We start from the raw sequence: 25,743 nt of genomic DNA, 5'->3' as shown, positions 1-25,743 counted from the left end.
ACCGGGGAAACCCGGTTTTTTTTCAGCTTGCAGGCCTGTATCAGGCCCGGGGCTGGTAGTTGCGCAGAGCGTTACGGCCTAATACGACGCCGGAGCCAATGATACCGCCCAGCAGTACAGCCAGCACCAGCACCAGCGAACGTTTAGGGCTGTCACGACGAATCGGCAGGTCCGGCTTCATCACGTAACGATAGGCATGGATGGTAGTCGGATCGATTTTCAGCTTCTCGATATCCAGCAATTTCTGTTTGTTTTGATAGTAGCTGTCGGACAGCGTAAGCGGACGCGATGACTCACGCGCGATCATCTCCTGCAACGCTTCGGTACCTAACAGGAACATCGTTTCCTGCGTAACTTCTTGCGTCTGTTGGATTTTTGGACTGGTAACGTTTGCCGCCTGAGCATACTTCAACGCTTCAGCAACCTGTTTGATGCGTAAATCCTTCTGTTCCTGAGCAATCGTCTCCTGGTTACTCAGCACATCTTTCAGACTGGTGACCTGCTGCTTGATGTTATCGTTGAGGTCAACCTGAAGCTCTTTTTGAATCAGCTCATCTACCTGCTGGATATACTGCGCCACCTGCTTTTGCGCCGCTTCGGCCGAAGTACTTACGTATTTGATACTAAACGGGAAGCTTTGGCCTTTTACTGTAGGTTCGATAGTCAACTTTTCCGCGTCAGCTTTATTTTCCAGCGTCTGGGACAATGCGGAGAATGAGGCGTTATAGCGAGTAATCACGCTCTCCTGGATATCGGTTAATTTCGGCGCATTACTCCCATAAAGGATATTCAGCGCGTTGCTATAACTGCCAATTTGAGCGGCGTCAGGTTGGGTAATGATCGCGGTAGATGTCCACTTCTCTTTTGCAATAGTCAGGTACACGCCAGCAATCACAAGAGCGATAACGATAAACGCAGCGATTAACCATTTCCCACGCCAAAGCTGCATCAATAGATCAATTAAATCAACCTGCTCAGGGTCACTGCTTCGCGTGACCACGTTATTGTTGTTCTGCGTCATATAATCCTTCGAAGGCCAAAAAGCGCAAATAATAAAGTTTCAGATATAGTTTATCGATTGTTGACGGATTTTCTATAGGAATCCGATTAGCCATATCGAAAATATGATGTTTGGTTAGCCTGCGCATCGCGTTATCATACCCCAAATCCGGTATTTAACGCACCGGACATGATAAGTAACAGATGAGGACAGTTATGAAATTTCTGGTCACTGGCGCGGCAGGATTTATCGGCGCACATGTCAGCAAGCGGCTCCTTGATGCCGGACATCAGGTTGTGGGTATCGACAACCTCAATGACTATTATGATGTGAACCTGAAGCAGGCGCGTCTTGATCTGCTAACCTCCGCGAACTTCAGCTTCCATAAGCTTGAACTGGCTGACCGCGACGGTATGGCGGCGCTCTTCGCCGCTGAAAAATTCGACCGGGTGATCCATCTCGCCGCCCAGGCGGGCGTACGTTACTCCCTGGATAACCCGCACGCGTATGCAGAAGCCAATCTGGTGGGTCATCTGAACGTGCTGGAAGGCTGCCGCCACAATAAAGTGCAGCACCTGTTGTACGCCTCTTCCAGCTCCGTTTACGGACTGAACCGCAAAATGCCTTTCTCGACCGACGACTCCGTGGATCACCCGGTTTCGCTCTACGCGGCGACCAAGAAAGCCAACGAGCTGATGTCCCACACTTACTCCCATCTGTACGGTCTGCCGACGACCGGCCTGCGCTTCTTTACCGTCTATGGCCCGTGGGGTCGTCCCGACATGGCGCTGTTTAAGTTCACCAAAGCCATGATAGAAGGCAAAAGCATCGACGTTTACAACTTCGGTAAGATGAAGCGTGACTTCACCTATATCGATGATATTGCTGAAGCCATTGTTCGCCTGCAGGATGTGATCCCTCAGGCTGACAGTGAATGGACGGTTGAGTCTGGCTCCCCGGCAACCAGCTCCGCACCCTATCGTGTCTATAACATCGGTAACAGCTCGCCTGTTGAATTGATGGACTACATCACGGCACTGGAAGAGGCACTGGGCATTGAAGCTGACAAGAACTTGATGCCGATTCAGCCAGGTGATGTGCTGGAGACCAGCGCGGATACCACGGCGCTGTACGAGGTTATCGGCTTCAAACCGCAGACCTCGGTTAAAGAGGGTGTGAAAAACTTCGTTGACTGGTATCGCGAGTTTTATAAGGTTTAAAAAAAAGCCCGGCGATTATGCCGGGCTTTATTCTGCTGTCGACAAATCAGTCGCTACCAAACAGATCGCGGGTATAGACCTTATCCGCCACGTCAGAAAGCTCTTCTGCCATCCGGTTAGAGATGATTACATCCGCTTCTTTCTTGAAGGCATCCAGGTCGCGAACCACGCGTGAATGGAAGAATTCATCTTCTTTCATTACGGGTTCATAAATGATGACCTGAACGCCTTTCGCCTTAATACGTTTCATAATACCCTGAATGGACGAGGCACGGAAGTTGTCCGAACCGCTCTTCATGATCAGTCGATACACGCCCACGACTTTTGGATGACGCGCCAGAATGGAGTCAGAGATGAAATCCTTACGCGTGCGGTTAGCATCCACAATCGCAGAAATTAAGTTGTTCGGTACGGACTGGTAATTGGCCAGCAGCTGCTTGGTGTCTTTCGGCAGACAATAGCCACCGTAACCGAAGGAAGGGTTGTTATAGTGGTTGCCGATCCGCGGGTCGAGGCATACGCCTTCGATGATCTGACGGGTATTTAACCCCAGGCTCTCTGCGTAGCTGTCCAGCTCGTTAAAATAGGCGACACGCATCGCCAGGTAGGTATTGGCAAAGAGTTTGATGGCTTCAGCTTCTGTCGCATCGGTAAACAGGACATTGATGTCCTTTTTGATTGCGCCTTCCTGCAGCAGGGCAGCAAAACGTTCTGCACGCTCTGAGCGCTCGCCAATGACGATACGTGACGGGTGCAGGTTATCGTACAATGCCCTGCCCTCACGCAAAAACTCAGGCGAGAAAATGACATTATCGATACCCAGCTCTTCTTTGATCGATTGGGTAAAGCCGACAGGGATGGTCGATTTGATGATCATCACGGCGTTCGGGTTAATCGCCGTCACATCCTTGATCACCGCTTCAACGCTAGAAGTGTTGAAATAGTTCGTTTTTGGATCGTAATCGGTTGGCGTGGCAATGATTACAAAATCCGCACCGCTGTAGGCGTCAACTTTGTCGGTTGTCGCGCGGAAATTCAACGGCTTATTGGTCAGATAATCCTGGATCTCTGTATCCACAATAGGGGAGATCTTCTGGTTAAGCATATCCACTTTGGCCTGCACGATATCCAGGGCCACCACTTCATGGTGCTGTGCAATCAGGATCCCGTTAGAGAGACCCACATAACCTGTACCGGAGATTGTTATTTTCATTGAATTAACTTCTTTAAGTTAAGTGTCGGGAGCGACAATCGCCCCACCGCAATAAGCAACTTTTGGGGTTTTTACCCCGTATGCCGAGTTGATGTCAAGACGAATGGCTGGCTGCAGAAAGGGACAATTATAGTGGTTTATGCTGCAGTATAGCCTCCTGGATGAACCAGGTTAGGCAACACGGGGATATTATGGATAAAAAAAACCCGGTGACGTTCACCGGGCCTCGCTACATGACTGAGTTAAATCAGATTAATCCAGCCACTCGGTGTGGAATACACCTTCTTTATCGGTACGCTTATACGTGTGAGCACCGAAGTAGTCGCGCTGCGCCTGAATCAGGTTAGCAGGCAGAACGGCAGCACGATAGCTGTCGTAATACGCAACTGCAGCAGAGAAGGTCGGCACTGGAATGCCGTTCTGCACTGCGTAGGCTACGACGTCACGCAGCGCCTGCTGGTAATCATCAGCAATCTGCTTGAAGTATGGTGCCAGCAGCAGGTTTGCAATGCCTGCGTTTTCAGCGTACGCATCGGTGATTTTCTGCAGGAACTGCGCACGAATGATGCAACCGGCACGGAAAATCTTCGCGATTTCACCGTAGTTCAGATCCCAGTTGTTCTCATCAGACGCGGCACGCAGCTGAGAAAAGCCCTGTGCGTAAGAGACGATTTTACCCAGGTACAGTGCGCGACGGACTTTCTCGATGAATTCTGCTTTGTCGCCTGCCAGCTTCGCCTGTGGACCGGTCAGCACTTTAGAGGCTGCAACACGCTGCTCTTTCAGAGAAGAGATATAACGTGCAAAGACTGATTCGGTGATCAGGGACAGTGGCTCGCCCAGATCCAGTGAACTCTGGCTGGTCCATTTACCGGTACCTTTGTTCGCCGCTTCATCCAGAATCACATCGACCAGGTATTTACCCTCTTCATCTTTCTTGGTGAAGATATCTTTGGTGATGTCGATCAGGTAGCTGCTCAGCTCGCCGTTGTTCCAGTCGGTGAAGGTTTGCGCCAGCTCATCGTTAGAGAGGTTAAGGCCGCCTTTCAGCAGAGAATAGGCTTCTGCAATCAGCTGCATATCACCGTATTCGATACCGTTGTGAACCATCTTCACATAGTGACCCGCACCGTCCGGACCGATATAGGTCACGCACGGCTCACCGTCTTCAGCAACGGCAGCAATTTTTGTCAGGATCGGCGCAACCAGCTCATAGGCATCTTTCTGACCGCCAGGCATGATGGATGGGCCCTTCAGCGCGCCCTCTTCACCGCCGGATACACCGGTTCCGATGAAGTTGAAGCCTTCAGCTGACAGTTCACGGTTACGACGAATGGTGTCGTGGAAGAAGGTGTTACCGCCATCGATGATGATGTCGCCTTTTTCCAGATACGGTTTCAGGGAGTCGATGGCTGCATCGGTGCCAGCGCCCGCTTTCACCATTAACAGGATACGACGAGGCGTTTCCAGAGATTCAACGAACTCCTGAACCGTATAGAAAGGAACGAGTTTTTTGCCAGGGTTCTCGGCAATCACTTCTTCGGTTTTATCACGGGAGCGGTTGAAAACGGAGACGGTATAACCACGGCTTTCGATGTTCAGCGCCAGGTTGCGCCCCATCACTGCCATACCGACGACGCCGATCTGTTGTTTGGACATTACTTACTCCTGTCAGGTGTGATACTGCGAAACTCAACGCAGGTAATAGTGTTTATTATGCTAACTCAGGATGTCTCGATATGTTAACCGAAATCAACCTGCTAGAAGACATCAAGCATGAATGGACAATGATTTTAGATCCGATTCATCACTCATAGCCAGTTGGATTCTTTTGTTGCCAGTTCCATGAGTCTCGCATCATGTCATCTAAACTTCGGCTGGCGGTCCAATTCAATGCTTGCTGCGACAAAGAAGGATTTGCCCAACACTCAGCAACATCACCGATACGTCGTTCAACAAATTGATAAGGGATTATTTTACCGCTTTGGCGCTCGAAAGCAGATATCAAATCCAATACTGAATAGCCCTTGCCGGTGCCTAAATTGTACGTTCTACAATTGCTTTCAGCCATTTTATGTTTCAATGCAGCGATATGACCTTCTGCAAGGTCCATGACATGGATATAATCTCTTACACCGGTGCCATCATGTGTAGGATAATCATTACCATAAACCAAAAGTTTTGGGAGTTTACCAACAGCAACCTGGCTAATATAAGGTACTAGATTGCAAGGTACACCGCTTGGATCCTCTCCAATAAGTCCTGAGGGATGAGCACCTGCTGGGTTAAAGTAACGGAGTATCGTAATATCTAATTGCGGATAAGCTTTTGCTGTATCTCGTAATATCTGCTCTACCATTAACTTAGACGTACCATAGGGGTTTGTAGTCCCCCCTATTTTAGAATCTTCGTTAAGCGGAACAGATTCAGGTATGCCATAAACCGTTGCAGACGAACTAAAAATAAGTTCGCAAACATTATGCGCAATCATTTCCTGAATGAGGACAATGCTTGCCATAACATTGTTGTCATAGTATTTAAGTGGCGACTGAACTGATTCGGAAACAGATTTAAGCCCAGCAAAATGAATAACTTGTTTGATATCGTTTTCTGAAAAAATATTCTGTAGAAGTAAACGATTTGAGACATCGCCCTCATAATAGGTGATATCACATCCCGTTAAAATTTTGACGCGGCGTAGCGATTCGAAAGAGGAATTACTGTGGTTATCGAGAACGACAACCTCATAACCCTGCTCTAAAAGGGACAATACGGTATGAGAACCGATGTATCCTGCCCCGCCTGTTACCAATATTGACATAATGGCCCCTCAAACTTTCAGGTAAAGCTTCTTATAGGTTATCTCAGGATAAGATGACTGATACTAATAGATCGCATGCCTGTTCTTCATCAAACTTAGCCTGTGCTATTTCGCGACTTGCTTTTCCCATAGTCACAATAAGTTCAGGTTGCTGAATAAAGGTCATCATTTTATCAGCAAGGGCATCTTCGTTCCAAGGCGGAATCAAGAAACCATTTTTGCCATCAATGACTGTTTCCCGACATCCTGGAACATCTGTGGTAATGATGGGCCGGCCAACAGCCATAGCTTCCTGAGTACTTCTTGGCACACCTTCACGGTAGGAAGGAAGAACAAATACGCTGCAATTTTCAAGATGAGACTTAATATCAGAAATTTGACCTAAAAATTCGACATCACCGCTTTTAACCCATGATTCAAATTCAGCACTTGTAATACCACCAGGATTATCATCAAAAGTACCAGCGATACTAAACTTCACATTGGGATAGACTTTTTTTACTTTTTCAGCAGCATGTACGAACTCACGTACACCTTTCTCGATTAAAAGACGAGAAACCATAGTAAAGTGTACGGGTTCAATCTTTGGAGAGTAATAGTTATACTCATTTAAATTAACGCCAATTCCTCCAACAACTTGAGTAGATTTTACAGTAATATTATTATTAATTAGAAGCTCTTTATGATCGTCTGGATTAAGAAACATTACTTGTCTGCATCGGGGCAGAACTATTCTATAAAGCGTTGTTTGCACAGTTCGGAGTACTTTTTTCTTAAAACTATCAGGCGTAGCATGCTTCGTATAACAATAACCTAATCCTTCAAGCAGCACATCGATTTTTTTAATCCCCGCTAATCGGGATGCAAGAGCACCGAAAATAACCGGCTTAGGGAAAAAACAAAAAACAACGTCAGGCTTTAACTCTTTTATTATCTTAGAAAGTTTAAAAGTGTTATATATATCGGATAATGGGTTGGTGCCTGAACGTGAAAACTCATATCTCGATGGATGCGCACCAATATTAATAATTTGCTTGAAATTTTCAGCATTATTATCCATTGTGAGTGTGTATACATCACAGTTTTTAGATATAAATTTTTCTATCAATCTTTTTCGAAAAAGAACGATGGTTCCGCTTTGGTTACCAATAAATAATATCCGCATTTACAAATCCTGAGACAAAATATGACCACGAAATATCAACATTATAATAGCAACTATAAATATCTTATAATTAACTAATTGAAACGCTTGTGAATTATACAATGTTACTAAACATCTATGGTACAAAGTAAACAAATCAATCTTTGCCGCGAATAAAAAACTTCAAAATTGCAATCAGTGAAGCAACAAAAAAGTGGAAGCTCTTATTAACCAGCATTTCGCGGAACATTAATCCTGTAAGCTCTGCATATGCTAATGATTTGCGTTGGGCCGTACTATCATGGATACGGTAGCTAAATAATATATTTTCAATATTATCCCATCTGATATCCGTACGCGCTAATCTTAACCAAAGGTCATAATCTTCTGATTTAAAACCAGCATTATATCCGCGTGCCATCATGATAGTTTCTTTTTTAAACATTACTGCAGGATGGCAAAATGGATTACTATATTTGAGTTTATTTTTGATTTTGTTACCTCGGGGGTAACTAACTTCTCCAATAATCTCGCTTGAAGAGTTTATTTTATATATGTCACAACCTACGACATCCAGATTGTGTGCTTCGATAAACGCAAGCTGTGTTGCAATTCTTTCCGGATGGGATATATCATCCGCATCCATTCTCGCAACATATTTATATTCGCATTTTGTTAAGCCCAGGTTCAATGCGAAAGAAAGTTGTTCCAAAGAGCAGTCAATAAATTTGATATTGCTGATTTCAGCATACCATTCCGTCAAAGTACTTTTTATAAACGCCCTGTTTTTCCCATTAACAACAACGACAAGCTCATCGAGAGAGCGGGTCTGATTAAGAATACTATCAATCGCTAAGCGAGTATATTTATCAATATTGTTCAGGGCGATCAATCCACTAACACCGTATTTGTCGCTCATAGCATCACGTTACTTTTAATAAAAATCATGAAGATATAATTCAAATTTTAACCCAACCATCTACATAAAGTTGGTCAATACTGTGCCCCAACGTCCATTGTTGAGGGCATATAACTATTTTTTCTGAATTTCTATTTAGAAAAGCGCCCCACCAACTATAGGTACTATTAGCGATAATATTATGTTTACACAGAGACATTAAAAACATATCTACAGCAGAAAACGTAGGTACATTATGTTCAACATAGTAAGCATTAGGCACCCATGAGAATGCTTCTTTTACCCATTCAATATCGTCAGAGAAAAACACATAATTCGGCTCTGAAATTTTAACAGCAAAAAACTCTAACGCTTTTTTATAGTAATCTATACCACAAAGCCCATGGAAAGCACTGGCATTTTTATTAGAGACATAATCACCTCTGCGTATATGAATCGCAATAGTATTATCATGTTCTGTAATATAACGATATGCATCAAGCCCAAGCATCTGCTCTTTAACTTCTGGAGCTAATGAAAACTCATCCTGAATAGAAACCAACTGGTCTTTCAGGAAGTTGTAGTTCTGAAAATGTCCAATGAGACAATCATTTTCTTTAGGCACAACATTATTAAGAAATAATTCTTCCGAGTATATATTAATTAATCGAGAAGCTTTATAAATTAACGAAGGCTGATTTAATACAGGAATGCGCGTTAATACTTTATGTATTAATACTGCATTACGAATATTAGTTTGCTCTCTTCTGTTACTTTTCCGAGTGTACTCAACATTGAATTGAAAAATTTCCAGATTACGCAAAGTGTCTTTTTTAGGTTGATTTGCATAATAACTGTCGTCAATGACAACATTGCCGCCAAATTTATTTTGTAAAACTTTTGCTGCAGCGAACTGGAAAAGTTGATTCCCTAATCCACCAGTTAAGCGAACAATCATTACCATTCCTTCTATCAAATCATACAAAAATATTTCTAACAGAAATCGTTAACATCATTATTTCTTAAAATGATGCAGCGATCTATCCTGATTGATTCATAATTTGGCGCATCAGTAAGTCCCGGAATATAGAAGTGATAGTCACTCATTAACGGTAAATAGATCGGTGATATAACAATCCTCAGCCCAAGTATAAATACTATAGCAAGAATCAAAATTGCACGATGTATGTATCGAGAAAATAACTTCTCCATATCAGGAATAATATATGGGTAACAGTAATATGTGAATCTGTTGAAAACTGGGAAAGGCACCCCTAATAAAATTACTGTAAAACAGAAATATTGCCATTTCTTGCTAATAATATTATTTCTGTTTTTATATAAGCAAAAAAATGGAAACATAAAGTATAACAACAATCCAACCATAAATGATGGAGCAAGGATATTCACGTTCAAATGGTTAGCAAGTTTATTATTAATAAAATCAAATACTGGAGAACCCATACCTAACAATATAAAGCCAACAACCACTGCCAAACAACCAGCAAATATAAAGGTTAATCTTTTACGCCGTTTATCATCACTGTTAATTATATATTCCAATCCAATAGCGAAAACTGCTGAATAATGGAAAAGACAGGCAATTAACGCATAAAAGATAAACTTCCTTCGCCCAGAAGCATATAACAATATGGCTAAGGCGATACCTTGTCTAATTTGCTCAGCAAATAATACAAACCCGAACAAAGAAAAAATAAAGAAAAATACAAATCCGGGCCGGGGGAACTTCATGCAATATTTATATATGAAAAAATAGATTATTGCATTGCTTAAAATATAAACGACATGATAATCAAAATTGAAAAAGGCACAAAATTTCATTAATGCCGTAAAACCAGGCTCAAAAGTACTATTTAAATAACCTACAGTATCTATTCGAGCATAAAAATCATGGTAGTTCATCCAATCATAAGCAGGAAAATACCAACCACTCATAATGCAAAAAGTAACAAATATATTAAAGCCAGTAATGCTTTTATTATTTACCAGCGAGCAGCATAGCAGATAAATTAAAATTATAAGATACATATAAGATGCTAATAGCCCTCAAAATAATAAAAAAGGTAATGCATAGCGTAGTACAGAAATACAGAGAAATAACTTTATCTTAGCGAATATGCTAACAATAAAAGTTAATATCACAATAATTAAATGCCACTCTTATACCTTAAGGTTGAGAGCCGTTGCAAATAATACCTTCATTTTTTTAATGAAGTTTTTAGCTTTTGAAGGCTTGAAATGAATACCAACCGATCCAGAGTGTCCATACATCTCAGGGATGATACGGCCAATCACATCTCTATAAGGTAATCCATCAATTACTTCAAAAAAGACATGCTCCAGATGACGTCCATTTAAGTCATCTACCTTAGTATGAATATTTGAAAATTTATCAAGATAATATTGTTTTTTTATAATATAAAATCTTGTATCTACCTTATCTGGAGAAAAAAACGGAGCCGTTAAAAATGCGGCATGACCAGAAAAAGCGTTAATACATTCAAGATAATTTGAGGGCCACAGCTTAGAGGTGCATTTCGCAAAAGCATCGTACTTTTTTAAAATTCGGCTATGTTCCAGAGCAAAGTTTACAATCTGCCCTTCACCATAACCCTTACCGTACAGTTTTACTGAATCACTATCGTTGTGAAAACTGAGGAATTCTATTTCTTTAAATATATTTTGAAGTGCTTTCCTTTCATTTGTGAATTCATAACCGCTGCCATCACAGATGACTATAGGAACTTCGCGGCAATTTTTAGCTAATTCCAAAAGAGCATTCATTGTTGACTGCAAACGCGCATTGCTATCGCTCAATACTGTAAGAGGTGCATTGGAAACAACACAAGAAGTTATCAAGAGTGGAGTCATTTTAATTTTTCACCATTCTGTATGAAAGATCTAAAAATAAGTAACATTATAAAATCCAGTATGACCCTAAAAGTAGAGGCCCAAGCCACACCTAACAAACCGTATTGTTTGATTGCAAAATAGAGGAAACAAAAATAGGGAACCAATTCGATAACATGTATAATAGCCGTCGCTTTGAAATAACCCTTCGCTTGAATTTCAGCAAAGGTTACTTGAGCGATCGAATTGACAAACATCCCCAGTAAAAGCACGAATAAGATTCCTACAGAATGTGCTCCGTATTCTTTGCCTACCCAACTATTCAAAATAAAAGCAGGTGCGATCAGGAAAGGCAAAATTATTATTAAAGCACTGCCTCCTACTAGCAGATAACCATGCCGAAGCTGTTTACCCGTCTCTTTTTTATTTATTGAATGACTAAACAGCGGGAACAGGACGCGAGAAATCGCATTTGGGAAAATTGAAATTCTATTGACTATTTCAGATGGAGCGGTGTAAAAAGCAACATTTTTAGCACCCAACATATTCGATAAAATGAATCTATCACAATACAGGATCAAGGGACTTATAATATTACTCACTGATACCCAACCGCCATGTGATAAAAGTCGTTTACATACATGCTTGTCAAATAGCAAAAAATTAATTGTCACATAACGCCGAACACAGTAATGATTTATCGCAAAAGAAATAACTCTAGCGAGGGTTAACCCAAGTATTCCTGAGCTAAGAGAAGCGTTATAATAAATAAGAACAACGGGGAGTAACGCAAGTATAGAGCCAGTTATTGTTTTTTGTAAGTTGATTGATCTAAAGTTCTCTAATCCTTCAAGATAACCTGTGTATATTTGAGAAAATAGCAAAAAGGGAAAGGATATGCTGATAATTTTTAGAGAAATGACGACATCGTTTATATGCTCACCCGATACATTGAAAATACCAGCAATATTATTCGCATTTAAAGCTACAAGAATCGCGCCTAATACACTGATGGTCAGTATCATTACCAAAGAGGTTGAAAGTATAATATCCAGCTGTTTCTTATCTTCACGATACATCGCAACTTCACGAATGACCGTACGGCTTAATCCTGCATCCAGAATACTTGCAAAGCCAAAAATGGTAAAAAAGATCGTGAATAAGCCAAACAGTTCAACCCCAAGTAAACGGGCTATCATACCCATCGCTGGAATCGCAATCAATGAGGGGATGATAAATCCCCCAATATTCCAAAAACTATTCTTTAAAATTTTCAATTTGATTAACTTGGTTATTTAAATATAGGTACGTTGAATAGCAAAATCCAGGTTGATGATTTTCCGAATTAGAAATATCACCTTAAAATTGAACTTTTAAGGCAAGAATAATAATTCAAAAGTAGATTATGCTCTGCATTACGTTACTAAATACTTTCTTTCGATTTACCAATGTCGCTTCCAGTAAATTACATACATCATACGACGCAACCTGAGGCCTCTATATGATGTATATTTTTTAAGGCATAGGTATAACTATCGATAGCTTACAGACACTTTAGTCAATCTATATTTAGCTTACTGCTACTGCAAAAATCCACTTATTAGAAAGATGGATTTTATTCATTTTTACGGCATTTCAGGTTACTGAAATGCCGTTACAATACGTCACTCTACATAAGCATCCAGGAAACGAAGAAGCTCTGAAGTTTTCGCTTCCATTAAAGCATAATCTCCACGTGCTTCCACATTTAATCGGATTAAGTTTTCAGTATTTGATGAACGTAAATTAAAGCGCCAATCACCAAAATCCATACTTAGGCCATCTACATGTTCGACAGAAAGTACAGAAGGGGCATAATTATCGTTGATTTCTTTAATACAAGCACGCGCGTCGGCTATTCGACGATTGATTTCGCCAGAAGCAGGCCATGCAGAGATATAAGAATCAATTAATTGGCTCAAACCCGTATTTTGAATACTCAGCATTTCAACAACTAACAGCCAGGGAATCATGCCGCTATCGCAATAAAAGAAATCTCTAAAATAATGATGCGCGCTCATTTCCCCACCATATATGGCATTTTCAAGGCGCATTCTATCTTTAATAAAGGCATGCCCGGTTTTTGACATCACAGGAGTGCCTCCTGCTTTTTTAACAATATCAATTGTATTATAAATTAATCTCGGATCATGAATAATTTTAGCACCTGGCTCCTTTTTCAAAAAGGAGTCGGCTAGCAATCCAACAATATAATATCCCTCGATAAAACGTCCATTTTTATCGAAAAAGAAACACCTATCAAAATCGCCATCAAATGCAATACCCAGGTCCGCCCCATGATGCAACACCGCATCAGAGGTATCCTGGCGACATTCTGGGAGTAAAGGATTTGGTATCCCATGTGGAAAAGTACCATCAACATCATGATGTTGTTTTATGATTGTTATTGGGACATTATTTTCTTGAAAGCGCTTTTCCAAACAATCAATTACAGGGCCTGCAGATCCGTTCCCCGAATTAACTACAACTTTTAATGGCTTTATATTATTTAAATCGATAAAGGACAAAATATGATCAACATATTCATCCTTTAAGGATATTTTATTATATTTTCCTTTGAGATTTATGATATTAGCGTCAATTTCAATTGATTCAGCTATTTTCTTTATTTCATTCAGACCGTTTTCGCAACTAATTGGTTGCGAATTCTTTCCGACAATTTTCATCCCATTGTAATTAATTGGATTATGGCTAGCTGTGATTTCAATACCGCCATCAAGATTTAGATATGAGGTGGCAAAATAAATTTCTTCTGTGCCCACCATTCCAATATCAATAACATCAACCCCGGCATCTCTTAAACCATTTGCCACGGCCATTTTAAAAGATTCACTAGTAAGTCGACAATCGCCGCCCACTACTACAGCTTTGGCATTAGAGTAAATACCAAACGCCTTGCCGATTTTCCAGGCTATATCCGTGGTTATTTCACTATCAATACGACCGCGTATGTCATATGTTTTAAAGCAAGTTAACTGGTCCATTCTTACATGCTCTCATATCATCAAATATGTTAATTTTGATAACGATTGCTGAATCGTACTATATCGTCTTCTTCAAGATAATCGCCAGAGGTAACTTCTATAAGCTCTAACGGAATAACACCGGGATTTTCGAGGCTATAGCTCGCTCCGGCAGGTATATAAACTGATTCATTCGTTACAAGTAATTTGCTTTCACCAGACAAGGTCATACGGGCAGTACCTGAAACTACAACCCAATGTTCAGAACGATGATGGTGCAATCGCAGCGATAGTCCCTCACCTTCTTTAACCGTAATACGTTTTACTTTATAACGGTTGCCGTGGGCAATTTCTTCATATTTTCCCCACGGCCGGAAAACTTCGCGGTGACTATAATATTCACGCCGCCCTTCCAGCTTTAAATCACAAACTATTTTTTTAACGTCCTGGACATCATTTTTATTAGCAACCAGAACTGCATCTTTTGTCTGTACGATAACTAAATTATCTATGCCAACAGCAGCAACTAACGATGATTCAGCATTTATATAATTATTCTGCGAATTAGTGACAATGACATCTCCCTGAAGCACATTACCCCCTTCAGACTTTGTAGAGATGTCCCAAAGAGATGACCATGAACCGACATCACTCCAACCAACGGATAATGGTACTACGACGGCATCACTGGTATTTTCCATAACAGCATAATCAATCGATTCTGACGCGCATCTTAAAAATTCTTCTTGATCTACTCTGACAAAATCCATATCAGGCATTGAGGAGTTAAGCGCTTTCTCACATGCTTCGAGAATATCAGGTCGATACTTTTTCAATTCCGCAAGATAATTTTTGGCACTGAAAAGGAACATACCACTGTTCCAGTAATATTCTTGCGAGGAAAGGAAAGTTTCAGCGGTTGATAAATCAGGCTTTTCAACAAATGCTTCTACTGCATAACCAGTTTCAGATAAATCGACAGAAACATGACTAAATTTATCGCCTCTTTTAATATAGCCGTAACCAGTTTCTGGATGCGTTGGAATAATCCCGAACGTAACTAATTTACCCAATTGAGCAAGTTCCAGAGCACCAGTAACGCTTTTCCTGAAATTAATTTCATCTTCAATGATATGATCGGCAGCAAGAATCAAGAGCAATGAATCTGAATCAGGATTCGCTTTTAATATAGTTAATGCAGCTAAAGCAATTGCTGGCGCAGTATTTCTACCTTCCGGTTCCAAAATAATATTATTGGAAAGCATACCAATATTACGCAATTGCTCAGCAACAATAAACCGGTGTAATTCATTACATATTACGACTGGATTTTCACAATGCATGCCAGTCAATCGATTCAACGTGGTTTGCAACATTGAAGACTGGCCAGTCAACGATAAAAACTGCTTTGGGTACAATTCCCTGGATAAAGGCCACAGTCTACTACCTGTCCCACCAGCCATTATAACAGGGAAAAGCTTGTATGGTTCTTTTATATTTGACATCTACATTACCCAATTGCTGTGACAATAGCATCATTCAAAAAATATGATGTTGAATAATTGTGGACCGTAGAGTCTACTAAAATCTGTTCTCTACGGAGCCACTTAAAATTTTGATGCTGTGTTTTAGGCGGATTAATATCCTGTTTAATGACATTAACTATGTATGCAAGGACGATGTAATGAGTGGTGAATTCATCATTAAAAAAATTATCGGGATAAAAATGCTCCCACACGCCATAATGTTTAGCAAGTTGTAGTGGCAAAGTAACACCCAACTCATTAAGGCTTATCCGCTGCATAGCTTGTTCAATAGTCTCATCTTTTAAGATACGACCACCGGGTACAAACCAATATCCCTTAGCAGGCTGATTGACTCTTTCACCAAAGAGGAATTCGTTACACTCGTTTTTCACCAATAAATCTATTGAGATCAACGGGCTACTTTGTATGATTTTTTTAAAATCATCATCCGGCAAATACATAATTAATCTCGAATACTTTTCTGGTTAGCCTTAAACCAAGCGTATGTGTCCTGCAACCCATTCTGCAGTTCAGTTTGATAATTCCAGCCCAGTTTCGATAAACGCTCTACACAGAGTAGCTTTCGTGGTGTACCGTCAGGTTTAGTTGAGTCGAACTCTATGCGGCCTTCGTAACCGGTAGTTTGCGCAATAGCTTGTGCAAGTTCCTTAATCGTGCAGTCTATTCCTGTTCCGACATTTATATGCGAAAGCATTGGCTCTGTATTTTCCAGCCATACATTGCGTTCTAAATTCATCACATAAATGCTAGCAGCAGCCATATCGTCGACATGCAAAAATTCACGCATGACATTCCCACTACCCCACACGGTAACTGTTGGAGCATTATCCAATTTGGCCTGATGGAAACGCTTCATCAATCCAGGTATGACATGAGAGTTTTCGGAATGAAAATTATCATTCGGGCCGTATAAGTTCGTTGGCATAACCGAACGATAATCACGCTCATATTGCCGATTATAAGATTCACAAAGCTTGATACCTGCAATTTTTGCTATTGCATATGGTTCGTTGGTGGATTCTAATGTTCCTTGCAACAACTCATCTTCTTTAATCGGTTGCGCTGCAAGTTTTGGATAAATGCATGAAGATCCAAGAAATAATAATTTCTGCACATCATTTATATGAGCAGCATGAATAATATTCGCTTCGATCATTAGGTTTTGATAAATGAAATCTGCGGGATATGTATTATTAGCAACTATACCCCCGACTTTTGCAGCTGCAAGATAGATTTGATCTGGTCTTTCTTTTTTTATAAATTCATTAACAGCTTTATAATCTAATAAATCCAGTTCTTTTCTATCTTTTAAAATCAATTCAACATCAGGTTCTTTGGCCAGCTTACGTACTATCGCTGAACCTACCATTCCGTTATGCCCGGCAATGAAAACTCTTGTTTTGTTCATAACACTCATTCCTGCGAAATATTTACGGCGTAGCCATTCTTTTGCAGCAGAGAATGTCTTTTTGCGGTGTCGTAATCGCTTAACACCATTTCAGCAACCAGTTCTTGCAATGATGTCTCTGCCTTCCAACCTAATTTCTGACAAGCTTTTGTCGCATCGCCCAGAAGAGTTTCAACTTCCGCAGGTCGGAAATAACGTGGGTCTACAGAGACAATTACATCTCCGATTTGAACCCCGGTCACTTTATCACCAGTAATGGACTCAACGATGCCTTTTTCTTCTACACCTTCACCTTCGAAACGAAGCGTGATACCCAATTCAAGTGCGGCAAGTCTTACAAATTCACGAACTGAATATTGAATACCCGTCGCAATCACAAAATCTTCTGGCTGATCTTGCTGCAACATAAGCCACTGCATTTTTACATAGTCTTTCGCATGTCCCCAGTCACGCAAGGAATCCATATTTCCCAGATACAAGCACTTTTCCAATCCCAATGAGATGTTCGCTAAAGCACGAGTAATTTTACGCGTTACGAAAGTTTCACCGCGTCTTGGTGATTCATGATTAAACAGTATTCCATTGCATGCATAGATACCATAAGACTCTCTGTAGTTAATCGTAATCCAATAAGCATACAGTTTAGCTACAGCATAAGGTGATCGAGGATAAAATGGTGTTGTTTCTTTCTGCGGTATTTCCTGAACAAGACCATATAACTCAGATGTAGACGCCTGGTAAAAACGCGTTTTTTTCTCTAATTTTAAAAATCGAATAGCCTCTAATATCCGCAACGTGCCGATTGCATCAACGTCGGCAGTATATTCTGGGGATTCAAAAGAAACCGCAACATGACTCATTGCACCTAAATTATAAATTTCATCTGGCTGAACTTCTGAAATAATTCGAGTTAAGTTTGAGGTGTCAGTCAAATCACCGTAGTGTAAATGAAAATTAGAGTTGCTAGTATGTGGCTCTTGGTAAATATGATCGACTCTTTCTGTATTGAAAGAAGAAGAACGGCGTTTGATGCCATGAACTACATAGCCTTTTTCAAGCAAGAATTCAGCCAGATAGGAACCATCTTGCCCAGTAATACCTGTAATAAGTGCAACTTTACTCATAATTTACCTTAATTTGAATCATATTGATGATTATAATAAATGCATGATGTGTGACATGAAAGTATTGGCAATAATATCCATACTAATGCACGCATTAATTAATGCTACCGCAAAGCGAAGTTATTTTGTTAAATCGCTCTGCTCATTGATGATTTTTTGTAGATATTTACCATAATTATTTTTTAAGAACGGAGCCGTTAAGGCTTCTAAATTTTCTTTGTTAATAAAACCCTTACGATATGCAATTTCTTCAGGACAGGCAATTTTTAGACCCTGCCTTTCTTCAATAGTCGCAATAAAATTACTTGCTTCAATAAGACTTTGATGCGTTCCTGTATCTAACCAGGCATATCCTCGCCCCATCATTGCGACAGTTAAAAGACCCTGCTCCAGATAAATACGATTGATGTCGGTAATTTCCAACTCACCACGTTCGGATGGTTTAAGGTCTTTTGCCATACTGATAACAGTATTGTCGTAAAAATACAGGCCGGTAACCGCATAATTACTTTTTGGTTCCGTTGGCTTTTCTTCGAGACTTATTGCTTTGCCCGTGTTATCAAACTCTACCACACCATATCGCTCAGCATCGTTAACGTGGTAGGCAAATATTGTCGCCCCGCCTTCCTGATTAGCAGCTTTATCCATCAGCTTAGGTAAATCATGACCATAGAAAATGTTATCGCCCAGGATTAATACACAATCATCCGTACCAAGGAATTTCTCGCCAATGAGGAAAGCTTGTGCGAGCCCATCAGGATTTGCCTGCACTTCGTATTGAAGATTGATACCCCACTGACTGCCATCACCAAGCAATTGTTCAAAACGAGGAGTATCCTGGGGAGTACTGATGATAAGAATATCGCGAATCCCTGCCAACATAAGAGTGGTCAACGGATAGTAAATCATCGGTTTGTCATAGATTGGCAATAATTGTTTGCTAACAGCCATCGTCACTGGATATAACCGAGTACCGGCCCCGCCAGCTAAAATAATTCCCTTACGCGTTTTCATTTCGTATTCCTCAGAATAAAATACTTTTACGATAGTATTTGAGAATTAATTAAACTGAAGCCGGTGTTGATACTTCAGCCAACATCCGTTTTACTCCGTTCTCCCAATGGGGAAGAGTGAGACCGAACTTCTGAGTGAATTTAGTGGTATTGAGACGCGAGTTAAGTGGACGTTTAGCCGGCGTCGGATATGAATCAGATGTGATCGCGTTAATTTTTTGGACAGCTAATGTCAAACCAGCCTTTCGTGCTTCAGCAAAAATAAGTTGTGCAAATTCAAACCAGTTTGTTGTACCGGTAGCAACCAGATGATAAAGCCCGGTAACATCCGTTTTGTTCATTGCGATGGAAATCGCGTGAGCAGTGCAGTCTGCCAGTAACTCAGCACCTGTCGGAGCACCAAATTGATCGTTAACAACCGATATCTCATGACGTTCTGTTGCTAATCTCAGCATGGCTTTGACAAAATTATTGCCTTTCGCTGCATAGACCCAACTTGTCCGGAAAATTAAATATTTAGAGCATTCCTGCTGAATAAACTTTTCCCCAGCCAGCTTTGTTTCGCCGTAAACGTTTAGCGGTGCAGGTCTGTCATTTTCATCCCAGGGCAAATCGCCTGTGCCAGGGAAGACATAATCGGTTGAATAATGGACAAACCATGCATTTAGGGCTTCAGTTTCTCGAGCAATTGCTTCAACGCTGGCTGCATTGATTAAGTAAGCTAATTTATATTCTGATTCTGCTTTATCGACAGCGGTATAGGCGGCCGCGTTCACGACAATATCAGGGCGAATGAGACGAACCGTTTCTGCAACGCCCTGAGGATCTCTGAAATCACCACATATCTCAGTCGAATGAGTATCTACGCCAATAACACTACCGAGTGGTACCAGAGCGCGTTGCAATTCCCAGCCGACCTGACCCGTTTTACCGAAAAGCAGAATTTTTTTCATTAACGATTCCTGCAGTTCAATTTAATCTGGTTTGGAAAAGTCCCGCGTTGGATATTCTCTACCCATTCTTGATTTTCTAAGTACCATTACACAGTTTTGCGAAGTTCTGAATTACATGTTTCAGACCGCAGCCAGCCTAATTCCTGGCTCATTTTCCCGGCGTCTATCGCGTATCGACGGTCATGCCCGGGACGATCGCCTGCATAGATGGTTTGATCACGATATGTAGACACGCTACCGCCCCTGGCTTAACAGCTACCAGTGCACTGAATGCAGTCAAAATAGAGAATTTGGTCAGTTTTCACTCACTGTTACTTAGTAACAGAATAGCATGTGAACCAATTAATAATTGTCGTCTTAAATGCTTGCAGAAACAAGGGAAAAAAGCAGGCGAACAATACAAAAAAACAGCAATTAACTACCTGAAAAACAAGAATTTATTTAAAAAAAAGAAAACGGCAGTGTCATTCTCATAGCTTATGCAAGCCTGGAATGATCCACTGCCGTTTAGTCAACAACCAACCAACGGTTAATCGTTGGTGAGTAGTTTCTTCATGCTTTCCCGGAACTTCTGTCCTTCTTTCAGGTTACGAAGGCCATATTGTACAAAGGCTTGCATGTATCCAATCTTCTTACCGCAATCGTAGCTGTCGCCAGTCATCAGCATTGCATCGACAGACTGCTTCTTCGCCAGTTCAGCGATAGCATCCGTCAGCTGAATACGATCCCAGGCACCTGGCTCGGTACGCTCCAGCTCAGCCCAGATCTCAGCGTTGAGCACATAGCGGCCCACGGCCATCAGGTCTGAGTCAAGCGTCTGTGGCTGATCGGGTTTCTCGATAAATTCAACGATGCGGCTGACTTTACCTTCAGAATCCAGCGGCTCTTTAGTCTGAATCACGGAGTACTCGGACAGATCGCCCTTCATGCGCTTCGCCAGCACCTGGCTGCGGCCGGTCTCGTTGAAACGCGCCACCATGGCTGCAAGGTTGTAGCGCAGCGGATCGGCTGAGGCGTTGTCCAGAATGATGTCCGGCAGCACAACCACAAACGGGTTATCGCCAACCACAGGACGCGCGCACAGGATAGAGTGACCCAGCCCCAGCGGCTGCGCCTGGCGAACGTTCATAATGGTCACGCCCGGCGGGCAGATGGACTGCACTTCCGCCAGCAGCTGACGCTTAACGCGCTGCTCCAGAAGGGCTTCAAGTTCGTAGGAGGTGTCGAAATGGTTTTCTACCGCATTCTTCGAGGAATGGGTCACCAGAACGATTTCTTTGATCCCTGCAGCAACAATCTCGTCGACGATGTACTGAATCATCGGCTTGTCAACGATCGGCAGCATCTCTTTAGGAATGGCTTTTGTGGCCGGGAGCAAATGCATGCCCAGACCGGCTACCGGAATAACCGCTTTCAAATTAATCATATTTCTTCCACCTTAAAATGGTTGCCGAATTATAGCTCTTTAGCCTGGTTTCGCCAGCATGATTTGCTACAAATCAGCGGTAGATGTTACGCCGCTGCCTTGCGAATACCAGTGGATGCAGTCTGAATCCGCGCGCTTTAATTCCAGGAATCCTCGCAAAATGCCGTCTGGTTAATATTTAGCGCTTCGGCAGATTAAAATTCAGCCGTTCCGTATTAATTGTATGCTGATCGATGCGGTCGATATCCACCGAACTTTGGCCCTTCTCATTAATCGCGTTAATGTTCGCCAGTGAAAGCAGCGTCGCTTCACGCGCCATAAATTTCCCGCGCACGTCTTTGCGCAGATCGAAATTCAGCGTCAGGGCCGGCCCGATGTCAGAATGCTGCATCACTTTGATATTGCGCATAAAAAGATGCTGCGGTTTGTTATGTAACTCAAGCGTGGCGCGTTTCATCTCAAGATTGGTGATCGCCACGAACGAGGTGGCATTGCCGGAGGAGATCTGTATTCCGCGCAATTTCCGCGCAAGATTCTGGTTGTTGAGATGAATATTGTTGAGGCGAAAATTCTGCGGTATCGACAGATAATCGCCTTTAATCACGCCGTAGCCAATTAACATGCCCGCGCTGTCGATCATTTCTACGTTATCGATGACAAAATTATCGCAGCCATATATGGCTACCGTGGCGTTATCAATCCCCGCTTTTTTGCTGAAATCAGGGGTGATATTTTGGGCTTTAACATTACGGATAATAAAGTGTTTACCATTCTCCACATGCACTAACTGGCGACAGTTGCTGCCGGTAATATTGGCCACCACAAAGTTCTTTACCGCCTGGTCTTCCGGGTAGGCATTGTCGTAGGTGCTTCCGGCCAGGCCAATGCCAATCCCCCAGTTGATTTTGCCGTTGGTGCAGTCGATATGGTCGATTACGTGGTCTGAAATCAGGATATTCTGGTCGTTGATCGCCACGTTCCACTCAATGGCATCGCCCTGCAGATAGCTGAAGTGGCAGTTGGTGATTTTGGCGCCATCCACCTGATTGTGGAAACCCTGACGCAGGATCGCATAGTTCGCTTTGGTCACCCGCAGGTTGTCGATCAGCAGGTTGCGCATTACCCGCGGCTTTTTACCGCCGATGTAAATCTGGGTCACCGGGCCATAGCCGCTCATCACCAGCCCCTGGATCACGCAGTCGGAGCCACGGACGTCGAGGGTGATATTTTCGCTGCGCCCCTCCCCTTCGCCAATCACTTTACTGCCATCCTGCAGTACCAGCCGCCCGCGCCCGTTGCCGGTGAGCGCGCCGCGGATGCGCAGGGTTTTGCCTTCGGGGATAAAAATGGCGGTGTTGATGTTGTCGCAGGTCAACCCGGCGGGCACCACCACGGTGTCGCCTTCGGTGAAGGCCTGTTTGAAGGCCGCGATCCAGTCACGGCGATTGTAGCGGCTGATATCTACCGTGGCGCTGTTCGCTGCGGCCCGTACGCCCACCAGCGGTGCAGCGGCCAGTACGGAGCAGGCGGTGACAAACGCGCGTCGCGTTATCTCTTTCGGCATATCGCCTCCCTTTTTAAAGCGTCTGTAGCAGAGTGGCTAACTGCCGGTTGATCAGGTGTTGATTAAAATCGGTCTCCACTTTCCGCCGTGCGTTGTGCAGCACGGGTGAGAGCTCCTGGTCGCCCAGCGCGGCAAAACGCTCCAGCTGCCCGGCCAGCGCCTCGGGGTTGTTCTCTTCTACCAGCCAGCCGGAGTGGCCGGGCTCGATCAGCTCAGGGATCCCGCTGTGTACCGTGGAGACCACCGGGATCCCTACCGCCATCGCCTCCATCAGCGCCACCGGGATGCCCTCCATATCGCCATCCGTGCCGGTGACCGACGGAAGCAAGAAGACATCGGCGGCATCCAGCATGGCTTTGACCTCATGGCTGGGCTTGAACCCCGGCATCTCGACAGCGTCTTCCAGCTCGTACTGTTCGATCAGGGTGCGCAGGCGGCGCTCCCAGGGACCTATGCCAAGAATGCGATAGCGAAAATCCACCCCGCGCGCTTTCAGCTGACGGCAGGCTTCGATCGCCACGTGCAGCCCTTTTTTCTCGGTCAGGCGCGCCACCGAGATGATCTGCAGCGGGCTTCCCGGTGTCTTCACCGGACGCTGGGTAAAGCGCTGCATATCCACACCCATGCGCGAGACGGTGATTTTCTCCGGCGGGCAGCCCATGTTTTTCAGGCGACCAGCCCAGAGATCGCTTATTGGCAGCATCATATCGCCGCGCTGAAACAAGCGTTGATACTCCGGGGTATAGTGCGCCAACACCTCCCGGCTGGAGATGTCGATCCCGTGAAAGACGGTGGCGATTTTCCCCTCGATAACGCCCAGCTCACGCAGCTTTGCTGCCGTTACGCCAGCCGGACCGAAGTGGGCGATAAAGACATCCGCGCGCCAGGGCCGCACCGTCTGACCGCAGATGGCGGAGAGGATCAGGTTGCGCGATTCGGCACCATAGCGGGAGACGTTCAGCGCTTTCCAGGTGCCCGGTCGATGGAGCCCGCGCAGGGTCTGGCGGGCGCGGTAGCCCAGTTTCGCCAGCCGGCCCTGCGGCTCATCCTGCAGCCAGCGGGTTTTGCTGGCCAGGTCGTACTGCGTCCAGGCGGCGTGGGTATTTTGCGTGTCGCCCTTTTGCAGGGCGACGATCTCCACGTCATATCCCATATCAATAAACGCGGTGATCTGGTTCAGCACAAAGGTTTCGGACGACAGCGGGAATTTCAGTAAGAAGAAACCAACCTTCATTTGCCCTCCCCGACACGATCCAGCACCGATTTCACCATCCTGATGCCGTTTTCACGTTCGGCCTTCACCGCCACCGCCAGGCGTTCGTTGATGGCCGGCAGCTGGCCCAGGGTGTCGCCTACCATCGCGCCCAGCGAGCCATCCAGCAGATGGCGGATATCCACCGCCATCTCCGGCATGCCCAGCTGCTGCATGATCCCGGCGGACTTGTGTTCATAGTTAATGGCGACGGCTGGCGTGCCAAAGTTCATGGAGATGATCGCCGAATGCAGACGGGTGCCGACAGTCAGATCGCAGGCGCCCAGCAACTTGCCCATCTCGAGGTCGTTGAGTTCGTCCATCACCACATGGTAGCGGGACGGATCGCTGACGTGCTGGCGCAGATTGAGCGCTACCATGCGGTCATCTTTGTTGTAGCTGTCGATCCCGGTACAGGTGGAGAGCGCCAGCACCTGATAGCCGCTGTCCAGCACCCGGTTCACCACCTCGGCAAAGGCCTTTTCATAGGCCGCCTGGGTGGTGCCCAGACGTTTGTCAAACGGGGCCAGTTCACGCAGGGTGATGGCGACGGTTTTTTGCTGCCCTACCACGTTCAGCCAGTGCTGCACGGCATAGCTCGGGGTAAAGTTCGCCTCCTGGTGATCCACCAACCAGGCGGTATCGACCCCCTGCTCTACTTTAGTGGTATCGATCTCGCTACGCTGCATCAGATTCAGGCTCACCGACTCACGCAGGATCAGGGCGTCGCAGTGGCCAAACACATAGTTCGCCAGCTGGTTGAACTGCGGATCCTGGAAAGGCCCAACGCTGTGGCCGACCATAAACAGCGGCTTTTTCGCCATAAAGGTGCAGAGTGCATGCTCGAACTGCGGCACGCCGTAGAGGTCAACGAAGAAGGAGCCGCCTACCTGGATAATGGCGTCGTAACCCGAGAGCAGGCGGACAAAATCGGTAAAGCCCTGGGCGATGGCGATATTGCGCAGCTTGCCGGTGTCGGTCACGCGCGACAGCAGCACCTGATGCTGGTAGCGGCGGCGCAGCACCTTTTTCACCCGGCCCATCACGCCCGCGGCATTGTTATGCTGCTTCATCTGGCTGTAGAGCGGATCGCCCATCACCGGGCGGTTCAGCAGCCAGGAGGAGCTCACCGGATAGCGGCTCATCACATCGACTTCGGTCTCCGGCGACAGCGCGTAAATGGCATCCAGCAGGCCGCGCAGAATGGCGCTGTCACCACGGTTACCACAGGTATGGTTGCCCAGAATCAGTAATTTCATAATGACC

22 protein-coding genes are annotated in these 25,743 nt (G+C 44.1%); 1 reads left to right on the top strand and 21 read right to left on the bottom strand.

Going from position 1 to position 25,743, the window contains the following annotated elements; genetic code table 11:
* Positions 1–40: 40 nt before the first annotated feature.
* Positions 41–1,021 carry an LPS O-antigen chain length determinant protein WzzB gene (gene wzzB, locus V7Q49_RS01510; protein ID WP_333848976.1) on the bottom strand — a complete coding sequence of 327 codons (981 nt, stop codon included), beginning with the start codon at positions 1,019–1,021 and terminating at the stop codon, positions 41–43.
* 194 nt (positions 1,022–1,215) lie between these two features.
* Between wzzB and V7Q49_RS01505 the strand changes: the two genes are divergently transcribed.
* A complete protein-coding gene (locus tag V7Q49_RS01505; protein WP_333848975.1) occupies positions 1,216–2,220 on the top strand; it encodes an NAD-dependent epimerase in 1,005 nt (334 codons plus the stop codon).
* Between the two features lie 46 nt (positions 2,221–2,266).
* Here the strand turns inward: V7Q49_RS01505 and ugd are convergent, their stop codons facing one another.
* The 20 genes from ugd to wcaK form a co-directional block, all read right to left on the bottom strand.
* Entirely contained in the window at positions 2,267–3,433 is a 1,167-nt protein-coding gene (gene ugd / locus V7Q49_RS01500; protein ID WP_333848974.1) for a UDP-glucose 6-dehydrogenase, read from the bottom strand.
* A gap of 252 nt (positions 3,434–3,685) precedes the next feature.
* A complete protein-coding gene (gndA, locus tag V7Q49_RS01495; RefSeq protein ID WP_333848973.1) occupies positions 3,686–5,092 on the bottom strand; it encodes an NADP-dependent phosphogluconate dehydrogenase in 1,407 nt (468 codons plus the stop codon).
* Positions 5,093–5,240: 148 nt separating this feature from the next.
* A complete protein-coding gene (galE, locus tag V7Q49_RS01490) occupies positions 5,241–6,254 on the bottom strand; it encodes a UDP-glucose 4-epimerase GalE (RefSeq protein WP_333848972.1) in 1,014 nt (337 codons plus the stop codon).
* A gap of 43 nt (positions 6,255–6,297) precedes the next feature.
* Entirely contained in the window at positions 6,298–7,419 is a 1,122-nt protein-coding gene (locus V7Q49_RS01485; RefSeq protein WP_333848971.1) for a glycosyltransferase family 4 protein, read from the bottom strand.
* A 136-nt stretch (positions 7,420–7,555) separates the two neighbouring features.
* Entirely contained in the window at positions 7,556–8,317 is a 762-nt protein-coding gene (locus V7Q49_RS01480; protein ID WP_333848969.1) for a glycosyltransferase, read from the bottom strand.
* 40 nt (positions 8,318–8,357) lie between these two features.
* Positions 8,358–9,254 (bottom strand): alpha-1,2-fucosyltransferase, encoded by an 897-nt coding sequence (locus V7Q49_RS01475; RefSeq protein WP_333848968.1) that lies wholly within the window; start codon positions 9,252–9,254, stop codon positions 8,358–8,360.
* A 35-nt stretch (positions 9,255–9,289) separates the two neighbouring features.
* Positions 9,290–10,345, bottom strand: a complete 1,056-nt coding sequence (locus tag V7Q49_RS01470) for an EpsG family protein (RefSeq protein ID WP_333848967.1) — start codon at positions 10,343–10,345, stop codon at positions 9,290–9,292.
* A gap of 132 nt (positions 10,346–10,477) precedes the next feature.
* Positions 10,478–11,188 carry a hypothetical protein gene (locus V7Q49_RS01465; RefSeq protein WP_333848966.1) on the bottom strand — a complete coding sequence of 237 codons (711 nt, stop codon included), beginning with the start codon at positions 11,186–11,188 and terminating at the stop codon, positions 10,478–10,480.
* Complete coding sequence (locus tag V7Q49_RS01460) at positions 11,185–12,444, bottom strand: flippase (RefSeq protein WP_333848965.1); 1,260 nt, start codon at positions 12,442–12,444, stop codon at positions 11,185–11,187. Before V7Q49_RS01460 ends, V7Q49_RS01465 begins: the two co-directional genes overlap by 4 nt.
* 387 nt (positions 12,445–12,831) lie before the next feature.
* Positions 12,832–14,211 (bottom strand): phosphomannomutase CpsG, encoded by a 1,380-nt coding sequence (locus V7Q49_RS01455; protein ID WP_333848964.1) that lies wholly within the window; start codon positions 14,209–14,211, stop codon positions 12,832–12,834.
* A 29-nt stretch (positions 14,212–14,240) separates the two neighbouring features.
* Complete coding sequence (locus tag V7Q49_RS01450; RefSeq protein WP_333848963.1) at positions 14,241–15,695, bottom strand: mannose-1-phosphate guanylyltransferase/mannose-6-phosphate isomerase; 1,455 nt, start codon at positions 15,693–15,695, stop codon at positions 14,241–14,243.
* A 5-nt stretch (positions 15,696–15,700) separates the two neighbouring features.
* Positions 15,701–16,177 carry a GDP-mannose mannosyl hydrolase gene (locus V7Q49_RS01445; RefSeq protein WP_333848962.1) on the bottom strand — a complete coding sequence of 159 codons (477 nt, stop codon included), beginning with the start codon at positions 16,175–16,177 and terminating at the stop codon, positions 15,701–15,703.
* Between the two features lie 2 nt (positions 16,178–16,179).
* Positions 16,180–17,145 carry a GDP-L-fucose synthase gene (gene fcl / locus V7Q49_RS01440; protein ID WP_333848961.1) on the bottom strand — a complete coding sequence of 322 codons (966 nt, stop codon included), beginning with the start codon at positions 17,143–17,145 and terminating at the stop codon, positions 16,180–16,182.
* Positions 17,146–17,150: 5 nt separating this feature from the next.
* The gene (gene gmd / locus V7Q49_RS01435) at positions 17,151–18,269 is read right to left on the bottom strand and encodes a GDP-mannose 4,6-dehydratase (RefSeq protein WP_333848959.1); all 1,119 of its coding nucleotides are present in this window, start codon (positions 18,267–18,269) and stop codon (positions 17,151–17,153) included.
* A 120-nt stretch (positions 18,270–18,389) separates the two neighbouring features.
* Entirely contained in the window at positions 18,390–19,283 is an 894-nt protein-coding gene (rfbA, locus tag V7Q49_RS01430; protein ID WP_333848958.1) for a glucose-1-phosphate thymidylyltransferase RfbA, read from the bottom strand.
* Between the two features lie 49 nt (positions 19,284–19,332).
* On the bottom strand, positions 19,333–20,235 hold the full coding sequence (gene rfbD / locus V7Q49_RS01425; protein ID WP_333848957.1) for a dTDP-4-dehydrorhamnose reductase: 903 nt from the start codon (positions 20,233–20,235) through the stop codon (positions 19,333–19,335).
* 529 nt (positions 20,236–20,764) lie between these two features.
* Positions 20,765–21,661: a GalU regulator GalF gene (gene galF, locus V7Q49_RS01420; RefSeq protein WP_333848956.1), complete on the bottom strand. Its 897-nt coding sequence runs from the start codon at positions 21,659–21,661 to the stop codon at positions 20,765–20,767.
* 178 nt (positions 21,662–21,839) lie between these two features.
* Positions 21,840–23,225, bottom strand: coding sequence for a colanic acid biosynthesis protein WcaM (gene wcaM / locus V7Q49_RS01415; RefSeq protein WP_333848955.1), 1,386 nt, complete (start codon positions 23,223–23,225; stop codon positions 21,840–21,842).
* Positions 23,226–23,238: 13 nt separating this feature from the next.
* On the bottom strand, positions 23,239–24,459 hold the full coding sequence (gene wcaL, locus V7Q49_RS01410) for a colanic acid biosynthesis glycosyltransferase WcaL (RefSeq protein ID WP_333848954.1): 1,221 nt from the start codon (positions 24,457–24,459) through the stop codon (positions 23,239–23,241).
* Positions 24,456–25,736 (bottom strand): colanic acid biosynthesis pyruvyl transferase WcaK, encoded by a 1,281-nt coding sequence (gene wcaK / locus V7Q49_RS01405; protein ID WP_333848953.1) that lies wholly within the window; start codon positions 25,734–25,736, stop codon positions 24,456–24,458. The genes wcaL and wcaK overlap by 4 nt, the downstream gene beginning before the upstream one ends.
* Positions 25,737–25,743: the final 7 nt, after the last annotated feature.

Source organism: Leclercia sp. (assembly GCF_036780805.1).
Classification (GTDB): domain Bacteria; phylum Pseudomonadota; class Gammaproteobacteria; order Enterobacterales; family Enterobacteriaceae; genus Enterobacter.
This window is presented reverse-complemented; position numbering and strand designations above follow the sequence as displayed.

Bases quoted from the DNA above. Each gene is read 5' to 3' on its own strand.
- wzzB (WP_333848976.1), bottom strand. From the start codon at position 1,021: ATGACGCAGAACAACAATAACGTGGTCACGCGAAGCAGTGACCCTGAG.
- V7Q49_RS01505 (WP_333848975.1), top strand. From the start codon at position 1,216: ATGAAATTTCTGGTCACTGGCGCGGCAGGATTTATCGGCGCACATGTC.
- ugd (WP_333848974.1), bottom strand. From the start codon at position 3,433: ATGAAAATAACAATCTCCGGTACAGGTTATGTGGGTCTCTCTAACGGG.
- gndA (WP_333848973.1), bottom strand. From the start codon at position 5,092: ATGTCCAAACAACAGATCGGCGTCGTCGGTATGGCAGTGATGGGGCGC.
- galE (WP_333848972.1), bottom strand. From the start codon at position 6,254: ATGTCAATATTGGTAACAGGCGGGGCAGGATACATCGGTTCTCATACC.
- V7Q49_RS01485 (WP_333848971.1), bottom strand. From the start codon at position 7,419: ATGCGGATATTATTTATTGGTAACCAAAGCGGAACCATCGTTCTTTTT.
- V7Q49_RS01480 (WP_333848969.1), bottom strand. From the start codon at position 8,317: ATGAGCGACAAATACGGTGTTAGTGGATTGATCGCCCTGAACAATATT.
- V7Q49_RS01475 (WP_333848968.1), bottom strand. From the start codon at position 9,254: ATGATTGTTCGCTTAACTGGTGGATTAGGGAATCAACTTTTCCAGTTC.
- V7Q49_RS01470 (WP_333848967.1), bottom strand. From the start codon at position 10,345: ATGTATCTTATAATTTTAATTTATCTGCTATGCTGCTCGCTGGTAAAT.
- V7Q49_RS01465 (WP_333848966.1), bottom strand. From the start codon at position 11,188: ATGACTCCACTCTTGATAACTTCTTGTGTTGTTTCCAATGCACCTCTT.
- V7Q49_RS01455 (WP_333848964.1), bottom strand. From the start codon at position 14,211: ATGGACCAGTTAACTTGCTTTAAAACATATGACATACGCGGTCGTATT.
- V7Q49_RS01450 (WP_333848963.1), bottom strand. From the start codon at position 15,695: ATGTCAAATATAAAAGAACCATACAAGCTTTTCCCTGTTATAATGGCT.
- V7Q49_RS01445 (WP_333848962.1), bottom strand. From the start codon at position 16,177: ATGTATTTGCCGGATGATGATTTTAAAAAAATCATACAAAGTAGCCCG.
- fcl (WP_333848961.1), bottom strand. From the start codon at position 17,145: ATGAACAAAACAAGAGTTTTCATTGCCGGGCATAACGGAATGGTAGGT.
- gmd (WP_333848959.1), bottom strand. From the start codon at position 18,269: ATGAGTAAAGTTGCACTTATTACAGGTATTACTGGGCAAGATGGTTCC.
- rfbA (WP_333848958.1), bottom strand. From the start codon at position 19,283: ATGAAAACGCGTAAGGGAATTATTTTAGCTGGCGGGGCCGGTACTCGG.
- rfbD (WP_333848957.1), bottom strand. From the start codon at position 20,235: ATGAAAAAAATTCTGCTTTTCGGTAAAACGGGTCAGGTCGGCTGGGAA.
- galF (WP_333848956.1), bottom strand. From the start codon at position 21,661: ATGATTAATTTGAAAGCGGTTATTCCGGTAGCCGGTCTGGGCATGCAT.
- wcaM (WP_333848955.1), bottom strand. From the start codon at position 23,225: ATGCCGAAAGAGATAACGCGACGCGCGTTTGTCACCGCCTGCTCCGTA.
- wcaL (WP_333848954.1), bottom strand. From the start codon at position 24,459: ATGAAGGTTGGTTTCTTCTTACTGAAATTCCCGCTGTCGTCCGAAACC.
- wcaK (WP_333848953.1), bottom strand. From the start codon at position 25,736: ATGAAATTACTGATTCTGGGCAACCATACCTGTGGTAACCGTGGTGAC.